The following is a 9611-nucleotide window of genomic DNA, read 5'->3' as shown; positions in this document are numbered from 1 at the left end:
TTAGAGAAAAGGTAATCGAATTCTTAGAAAGTCACTCTTGGAAAAATGAGGAATTCAAAAATATCCTAACAGATAATTTTCAAATTATTAAACCTAATTTTTCGGGATCCTATTTGTAATGAGTATAATTCAACAAGTATCGTTCCTAATGCGAATTTATATGAATTTGGTGTTTTGCAATCAGAAATACATATGACTTGGGTGAAATATACCTGTGGTAGAATAAAAAGTGATTTCAGATATTCTAATGAAATGGTTTACAACAACTATCCTTGGCCATTAGAACCCAGTGAGAAGAATCAAAATAGGGTAGAAGAGAAAGCACAAAAAGTATTAGAGATGCGATTAGAATTTCCAGAGAGTAGTTTAGCAGATTTATACCATCCATTTATGATGCCTCCTAAATTGGTAAAAGCGCATCAACAGTTAGACAAAGCTGTAGATTTATGTTACAGACCGCAAGCATTTGCCAACGAAAATGCAAGAATAGAATATTTGTTTGATTTATATAATCGTTACACAGCGCCCTTATTGAGCGAAAAGAAACCGAAAAGAAAGAAACCGAATACGCCATAGATAAATTGGTTTTAGAGGAGGACAAGGAAAAAATCATAGAAAAATACATGAAATTAAGAAAGTTATAAAAAATTAAACAGTTTTTCTATCTGTGTTTTGTTTATCAACTTTAGTGCTTAAATATAGCAACAAATCTTGTGCAACAATGGGAGCAATAATATAAAACCAACCCAACTATAAATGCCAAAACTTCATAAAAATAAAAAAAGTACAAATAAAAAGAGTTGTTTATGGTATCCCGTAAGTAATATTAAAATATTTGTCTTACCCTTGTTTAAAATTAAATAGGGTAGGAGTAGTGAGGTTAAAATTTATGTTCAGTAATACAATTTCAAGGTAGGTAAACCTTTTAGAAGAGCAATTTTTAAGGTAAAACCAAACCAATTTTAAACCTAAACATTAATAAAAAACATGGTAAAAGGGATCTTCAAATTTTAACTTTAATGACTAAAAAATTTATGTATACAATGTATTATCTTTAGAAAAAAAATAATAATTATTTTTATGCGTATACAAGGAATTTTGTAACATTACCAGAAAACGAATTGCAAAAAAAAAATAATTATGAAAAAAGAAATCTCGAAACAATAAAATTTCACTGATTTCCAAAAGAAAATAAAAAGAAAAAAATTGCAATGACCAAAATTGAAATAATAGCCGAAAATAATTTTACGAGCTACTGGACAAATAAAATAGAATATTAATTTTAAACAAGTATAGATATATGCGATATGACAACAATACGCAGATACAATTGTTAGGTTTCATGCAAAAAAAAACCACTCTACACCAAACAACAAGCTGAATGAAAATCAAAAAAATAGAAGTTAAAAATTTTCGCCTTTTAGAGGAAGTGATTTGTAATTTAGAGGCGGATATAACGTTAATTGTCGGAAAAAATAACACAGGAAAAACTTCTTTTTTTGAAGCGATAAAATTGGCTACTTCTACTGATGGAAAATTTATTTTTGAGGATTTTTCTCAAAGTACTTATGCAACTTTCAAAGCTGTCTATAGCAAATATTTAGAATCTAAAACAGACGGAATAACAGAAGAAGACCGTGATGGACTTGAAAAACAATTAATAGTTGAAGTTCCAAAAATTAAAATCAATTATGAAATCCAGTACAATAAAGCAAATAATGAATCATTAGTTGAGCTTAGTGAATTTATAACTGATTTAGAGGATGCTAGAAATGATGCTACAATTTGCATTTCTTTTGAACCAAAAAACACTTTAAAGGTATTTCAATCATTTGAAAACAGAGAAGATAAAACAATTGAATTAATAGAATATCTGCATAAAAACATAAATTTTTTATACGAAACTGTTTGTTATGCTATTGATAAAGAATCTGATTTTCATAGGAAAATAGAAGATAGCTTTAAAACTAAAATTCAAAAAGTAGTGCTTTTTGAAAATATAAAAGCGATGAGGATTTTAGATGATACAAAAGGTGATACTAATAATGCTTTATCTCTTGGTTTTTCTAACTACTATAATCAGAGAGATAAAAACAATAAAGATGTAATTGAATTAGAAACTGCTCTTAAATCAGTATCAAAAGATTTAAAAATTAAATACAATAAAGTACTTGAAAGTATTCAAACAAAACTGCAAAAATTTGGAGCAAAAACACCTATTTCTATTCCACCAATATCAATAGATTCAAAATTTGATTCTGAAAAAGTTATAAAAAACAACATTCAATATCTTTACAAACAAGATGAAATAGATTTACCTGAAAGTTATAATGGACTTGGTTATAGCAATCTAATATACATGATTTTAGAGTTAGCAAGTTTCATTGAAAAATTCAAAAACTCAAAAGAAGAAAAACTATCAAATTTCCTTGTAGTTCTTATAGAAGAGCCCGAAGCTCATATGCACCCACAAATGCAACAAGTGTTTATCAATCAAGTTACAGAAGTTGTAAAAGACGCTAAAAAGGATACTGATATACAAATACAAGTAATTATCACAACTCATTCTTCACATATTCTTTCAGAATCAGGGATTGACACAGAAAAAGGATTTAATAGAATTAGATATTTTAATAGATTAACAACTAAAACTGGATTCAAAATAACAAATCAAGATTTTAATAATTTAAAAATTAAAAATGATGAGCGAACTTTTCGATTTTTAAGGCAATATTTAACACTCCATAAATCAGATTTATTTTTTGCTGATAAAGTTATATTAGTTGAAGGAACGACTGAACGTATGCTTTTGCCTCAAATGATTAAAAAATCTGCAAATTCATTGTGTAATGAATATGTTTCAATTTTAGAAGTTGGAGGAGCATATGCGCACTCTTTTAAGGAAATGTTAGAGTTTATTAACGTAAGAACATTAATAATTACAGATATTGATTCTGCACAAAAACACCAAGACGGAGAAAAAAAGAAAACTAGAAAATGCAAAGTTGATGTTGGCGAATTTACTACAAACTATACTTTAATAAAATGGTTGCCAAATAAGACAACTATATCAGATTTAACAAGTTGTAAAGTTAAAGAAAAAATAAAGGATAATATCTGTGTCGCTTATCAAACAGATGAAAACGGTTTTAACGCAAGAAGTTTTGAAGATGCTTTTATAAATACAAATAAAAAGTTTTTTTTATCTGAACATATTGAGGACGGAGAAGAAAATCTAGTCATTAAAAATGAGTTTTCATATCTAAAAAATAAAGATATTTCTAAAGAAATACCTGATAAGTTTACATCAAAACAAAAAACAGAATTTACATTTGATATTATGTCATTTGATGAAGATAAATATGGCGAATGGAAAGTTCCCGAATATATAAATGAAGGTTTGTTTTGGCTAGCTAAAAACGATTAGAATGACAGCTATAGAACAAATAATAGAGCATATAGAAGAAAATAAAAGCTATGTACTTGAAGCTGGAGCAGGTTCAGGAAAAACATATACTTTAATTCAGACAATAAATCACGTTTTAGAAACAAAAGGAAAAAGTATCAAGTTAAACAATCAAAAAATTGTTTGTATTACTTATACTAATGTAGCAAAAAATGAAATTATTGAAAGGCTTGAAAATAATCCTTTAGTCATTGTCTCTACTATTCACGAATTTTTATGGGATTGCATCAAAAGATTCAACAAACAATTAATAATTCAATTGGATTCATTAAATGAAGCTATGCTTATTGATAAGCCAGATAAATACAAAACTGGATTAAAAGATAGAATTAAAGAAGTTACTTATGATGATAGTGGTTATAGAGATTTTGAACAAGGAAGTCTTCATCATGATGATGTAATAACTTTGTCTTTACAAATGTTTAAAAACTATACAGCCCTAACTCATATTTTAGGTCAAAAATATCCTTACTTATTTATAGATGAATATCAAGATACTGCTAGTGAAACTGTTGATGCTATTGTAAGTCATCTACTTGAAAAAAACAAAGCGAAACTATTAGTTGGTTTCTATGGAGATTCTTATCAAAAAATTTACGACACTGGTATTGGTTCATTACAATCGTATATTGATTCAAACAAACTTGAACTTGTAACAAAGGACGACAATTATCGTTCTTCCGAAAGTATTGTTAATCTATTAAATAAAATTCGAGATAATATAACTCAAACAATACCTGAAAGTAAAGAAAGAATTGAAGGAAGCGTTCAATTTATTAATTGTACAAATTCTCCAATACAACCAAAAGAAAAAGTTACACCTTATCGAGCGAGAATAGGACCTAAAAAAGATTCAGACTATGAGAGTATTATTACAAGATTAGAAGCAGAAGGTTGGGATTTTTCAGAATCAGGTGATGACAAAATTCTAATAATTGCAAATAGTAAAGTTGCAGAAAGAGCAGGCTTTGGAAATTTATATAAAACTTATTCAAAAAGGTTTTATGACCCTAAAGCTGAATTATTAAATAGAGAAAATCATTTTTCGTCTTACTTCTTTGGTTCTAAAGACAAAAAAACCTCTAGTGAACGAGAAATAGGAATTGAACATTTAGTTTCTTTTTGGGCTGACAAAAATTATAACAGAGTTATAAAGTATCTAAAACAACAAGGTGTTTTTAGCTCTCTAACGAAACATTCGGACAAACAGGAAATAGAAAATAAATTAAAAGAATTAACTACTTTAAGAACTACTGGAACAATCCAAGATGTTTTTAATTTTTGCCAAGAAAATAAGTTATCCCTTCCCTCTAGAAAATTACAAAAATTCTTAAAAAAGATAAGTATAGATGTCTCAACTATTAGTGATGAAGTAGAATTAAAAAGAGCAACTAAAAATAAAACATTCTTTGAAGCTTTAATGCTTACTAATTATAATGAAATGATTTGTGCTTTTAAACATATTCAAGAACAAACCTCATATTCAACTAAGCATGGTACAAAAGGAGAAGAATATAGAAATGTTTTGGTTGTAATAGACGATACAAGTTGGGTTGCAAAATATAATTTTGAAAAATTCTTTAATAGCACTGATGATAAAGAACATAGGGAATTACGAACTAAAAACCTGTTTTATGTTTCTTGCTCAAGAGCTAAAGAAAATTTAGTTGTTTTAACTCTTTCTCAAATGGGAGATTCGGCAATGAATAAAATAACGGAATGGTTTGGTAACGAAAACATACAATCACAATGAAAAAAGCACGAAAACCTAACACTGTATAAAAAACATAGGGAATTTGTGCTAAACCGAAAGGTCTGTGAATATTTACAGAGTCCGCTAAATATAAAATTTAGCATTTAAGAGAAAAAATAAAAGCAAAATATTTATATTTAGCTAAGTAATAAACCGAAACGAAAGTGCTTTTTAACTGCCCTACGTTTCTTATACTAAACGTTAGCTACCATTAAAACAAAAAAATGAACCAACTTCAAAATGAACAAAATAACGACTTTAATTTAGAAGATTTAGAAAGTCAAGTTACCTCTGATTTAGAGAATTCTTTTGAAGATTTAGAGTTTTTAAAAAATGAAGAGTTAAAAATTGGAGACCCTGTAAGTATAGGAGAAACAATGGAGAATGTTATTTGGGAACAATTTCAAATTGCAATTGGAACTAATGCGGGTGAAAACTTTATTGAAGATAATAAGGGTCTGAACTTTGACCCAAGAAAGAGTGCGCACACTCAAACTACATATAATTTTGCTAAAGGTAAGATAGCTAAAAATAATAGTGAAATAGATTATCAAAAAAGATATGATGACCACCAAGCTAAGTTTCAAAAGAACGAAGATGGTACAATTAAAACTTTTACAGATAGAACTGGTAAGAGTAAAGAGGTCATAGAAAAAAGAGCAAGAGATAGTTTTGATAAAGATAGACCAACAGGATCAAGAGAAAAAAAAACAGATATGGATCATACTATTTCTGCAGCTGAAATAACAAGAGACCCTGTTACAAATGCACATATGACACAAGAAGAGCAAGTTAAGTTTGCTAATAGTGATAAAAATCTTAATGAGATGGACGCTAGTCATAATAGGTCAAAAAGTGATAAAAAAATGGAAGAATGGTTGGGTAACCCAAATGCAAATGGACAAAAACCAAATGAAATTTTTGATGATTTAGATAAAAAAAAAGAAAAGGAATACAGAAAAAAAGATAAAGAGGCTAGAAAAGAATTTGAGAAACAAAAACAAGAAGGCGAAAATAAATCAATAGACGCAGGTGAAAAATCAAGAATTAAAGAATCAAGTAAAATGGCTAAACACGGCTTGAGAGCTGTCTTAATGGGGCTATTAGCAGATCTACTAAAAACCCTAATTAAAAAATTAGTTCAATGGTTTAAATCTGCATCTAAAAATTTTAATACTTTTATTGATCACATGAAAGATGCAATAAAATCTTTTTTTAAAGACTTTAAAAGACACCTAAAACAAGCTGGAGATACATTTGCAACTTCTGTTGCAACAGCTGTATTGGGACCAATTTTAAGAACTATAAAAAAAACTTGGATGTTCTTGAAACAAGGTTGGAAATCCTTAAAAGAAGCGATAAATTATGTTAGAAATCCTGAAAACAAGAACAAATCATTAAGCGAAATAATGCTTAATATTTCTAAAATAATAATTGGAGGCCTAACTGTTGGTGGTGCTTTAGTTTTAGGAGAAGCTATAGAAAAAGGATTAACAGTGTCATTTCCAGTATTAGCTTTTGAAATACCACTTTTAGGAAGTATCGCTAGTATAATAGGTATATTTTTAGGTTCTTTAATTGCAGGGTTAATTGGAGCACTTGGTCTGAATATGATAGATCGTTTTATTACTAAAAAACAGTTAAAATTAAATAAATCACAACAGTCAAATAAGAAATCTGAAATAATTATTAAGCAAAACCAATTAATTGATGTCAAAATTGAAACTTTAGACCAAAAAAAAGAAAAGTTAAGCAATAGAATAGAAAAAAGACATAAAGATGCCGAAGATTACTTAAAAAATTCAGCTCAACGAATAATTAATAATTATAAAAAAACTAACTCAAATAATGATTTCGATGATTTGTTTGGAGAAATAAATAACCTATAATATGAGTAATATTGGTAAGTCCCATGATTTTGAAAAAAGTCAAAACAAATTAAGAGAGTTTTCAAAAAATATACCTGAAAAAACAAATTTTAAATCGTTTGAGGAGGATTCAGGTATTTTTGGAATGTTCAATCACAAAGTAACTGGAAGCGAATTAAATATATTTGTTAATGATGTACAAGATGAACTAATCAACCAAAAACAAGTTAGCATAAAAATAATACGTGAATTCGAAACAATCTATAACACTTTTGATTCTCTTGATAAAGAATATATTCAAAGTATTCTGATTGCTCAAAATTCAGCTGAAGTAGCTAGTAAACATGCATTAGACTCTGCTAAAAGAGCAGAGCAAAACACAAAAGCCCTTCAGCTACTAGTGAAGAAATTACAAGAAAAAAGAAAAATTTTAGGTATTGATGGTAATTTAGATGTAATAAACAAAAAACTGGCTAGCAGAATTAATTTACTAACCATTTTATCTATTGTAAGTATTACATTCTCTATAGGTCTATCAATTTTTATTTTTTTAAAATAATAAAATGACAGAAAAGTACAAAGAAACATTTCTCCAAAGTATTGAAGTATTAGAACGTGAAACCAATTCAGAGTTCAATTTAAAAAGTTACGTTACTGAAATATGTGAACATCAATCAGAATCTCAAACTCTTAATCTTTATAAGTCTCTAGATAATATTTTAAAAATTCACGACACTAATAAAATAAAAAATATGAGTCGTGATGTTAAAAATTGCTTATTACTTTTTTTTGGTGCTATTAATGTCTCAAGTATTATAGAAAATTATCTTCAAAAAAATAAAGAAAATTTTTATTCTATTGAAGAATTATTAGACCAACTTAATGTCTTAATTGGTCTTAATAATGTAAAACAACAAGTTAAGGATTTAATAGCTCTACAAAAAATACAAAGTTTAAGAAAAGAAAATGGATTACAATCCTTTAATCAAACTCTTCATATGGCTTTTATAGGAAATCCTGGCACAGGAAAAACTACTGTTGCAAGGATTGTAGGTCGAATTTATAAACATTTAGGGCTATTATCGAAAGGTCATTTTATAGAAGTTTCTAGGACTGATCTTATTGCAGGATATCAAGGACAAACTGCATTAAAAGTAAAAAAAGTAATTAAAAAATCTATTGGAGGTGTTCTATTTATTGATGAAGCATATAGTATTACTGAAAACGAAAATTCTGACTCTTATGGAAAGGAATGTTTAACCGAATTAACCAAAGCTTTAGAAGATTATAGAGATGATTTAGTTGTGATTGTAGCGGGGTACAAAAAACCTATGGATTTATTTTTTAAATCTAACCAAGGATTACAATCTAGATTTAACACGTTCATTGAATTTGAAGACTTTAATGATTTAGAACTATATGAAATACTTAAATTAAAATGTAATCAAAACAATTACATTTTAACAGATTCATCAAAATCTAAAATCAAACAATATTTAACTGAATTGACACGTGAAAAACAAGATGATTTTGCAAATGGTAGATTGGTTAGAAATATGTTTGATAATATAATTTTACAACACGCAAAAAGAGTTTTCAAAATAGAGAACCCTTCAATTAAAGATCTAAAAGAAATTATTTCTAATGATATTTGTACTGGTAAAAAATAACGGTAATTAACAATGTATAAAAAACATAGGTCGTTTGTGCTAAATCGAATGTTCTATGTATATTAACAAAGTCCGCTAAATATAAAATTTGGCGTTTATAGAAGAAAAGATAAAAGCAAAATATTTATATTTAGCTAAGTAATAAACCGAAACGAAAGTGCTTATTAACTGCCCTACTTTTCATATACTAACATTTATGGCTCATAAAAAGCCGCAAAGAATGAACTTGAGAAACAGAATATTAAACTTTGAACACTGGCTATCTTCTGACTTTAAACTTGCCGAGCCAGTAATCTATCAAAGAGAACTACTGAAATTGTTTTCGGAGAATAAAGACGCTTTTTCTTATTACAGAAATTGGTTGTTTACTTTACTTTTTAACAAAGACGAACAAGAAGCTCTTACCGAGTTCAAGAATATTTTAGATTTTAAAGTTGGCACATCAAAACATGATCAACTGTTAAAGCATTTTCTTGAGAATAATTCATCTGAAATATTCTCTCAAAAAAGGCTGAATGCATTTGAAATTGCATTGCAAGCGCCTAATGCAGATTTAAACCAAAACACTTGTTTTCTTTATCAACAATATTATGAAATAGAAATTCTATTCATCGTGCTTTACTCATTCATTACTCTAAATAAAAGTGATAAAATTGAAGTAGAGTTAAATAAATTCAGAGACAGAAAAAGTAATTTAAGAAAGGGTGTGTTAATTGACAATTTAAAAGTAACTATTCAGCGGATGTTTAGTGGTTGTTAACAATTTGATTTATTTTATCCACAATTTTTTATTTTTAGTCATTCTATTTCAAAAAAAGCAGTTGTTTATGCACATCGGTTGATAAGTGTGTGAT

6 protein-coding genes and 1 pseudogene are annotated in these 9611 nt (G+C 27.7%); all 7 read left to right on the top strand.

Annotated elements, in window-relative coordinates:
• Positions 1–102: 102 nt before the first annotated feature.
• Positions 103–576, top strand: a pseudogene (locus ES044_RS17390) (type IIL restriction-modification enzyme MmeI); the annotation flags it as partial.
• Between the two features lie 805 nt (positions 577–1381).
• Complete coding sequence (locus ES044_RS17385) at positions 1382–3427, top strand: ATP-dependent nuclease (RefSeq protein WP_147120527.1); 2046 nt, start codon at positions 1382–1384, stop codon at positions 3425–3427.
• 1 nt (position 3428) lies between these two features.
• Complete coding sequence (locus ES044_RS17380; protein WP_147120526.1) at positions 3429–5219, top strand: UvrD-helicase domain-containing protein; 1791 nt, start codon at positions 3429–3431, stop codon at positions 5217–5219.
• A gap of 224 nt (positions 5220–5443) precedes the next feature.
• Complete coding sequence (locus ES044_RS17375; RefSeq protein WP_147120525.1) at positions 5444–7108, top strand: AI-2E family transporter; 1665 nt, start codon at positions 5444–5446, stop codon at positions 7106–7108.
• 1 nt (position 7109) lies between these two features.
• Entirely contained in the window at positions 7110–7646 is a 537-nt protein-coding gene (locus ES044_RS17370; protein ID WP_147120524.1) for a hypothetical protein, read from the top strand.
• Between the two features lie 4 nt (positions 7647–7650).
• A complete protein-coding gene (locus tag ES044_RS17365) occupies positions 7651–8757 on the top strand; it encodes an AAA family ATPase (protein ID WP_147120523.1) in 1107 nt (368 codons plus the stop codon).
• 220 nt (positions 8758–8977) lie between these two features.
• Positions 8978–9517 carry a hypothetical protein gene (locus ES044_RS17360; RefSeq protein ID WP_147187442.1) on the top strand — a complete coding sequence of 180 codons (540 nt, stop codon included), beginning with the start codon at positions 8978–8980 and terminating at the stop codon, positions 9515–9517.
• Positions 9518–9611: the final 94 nt, after the last annotated feature.

The sequence above is a fragment of the Polaribacter sp. IC066 genome, assembly GCF_007997085.1.
In the GTDB taxonomy this organism is placed as follows: domain Bacteria; phylum Bacteroidota; class Bacteroidia; order Flavobacteriales; family Flavobacteriaceae; genus Polaribacter.
The sequence above is the reverse complement of the archived record's forward strand: the minus strand, read 5'-3'. Positions and strand labels throughout refer to the sequence as shown.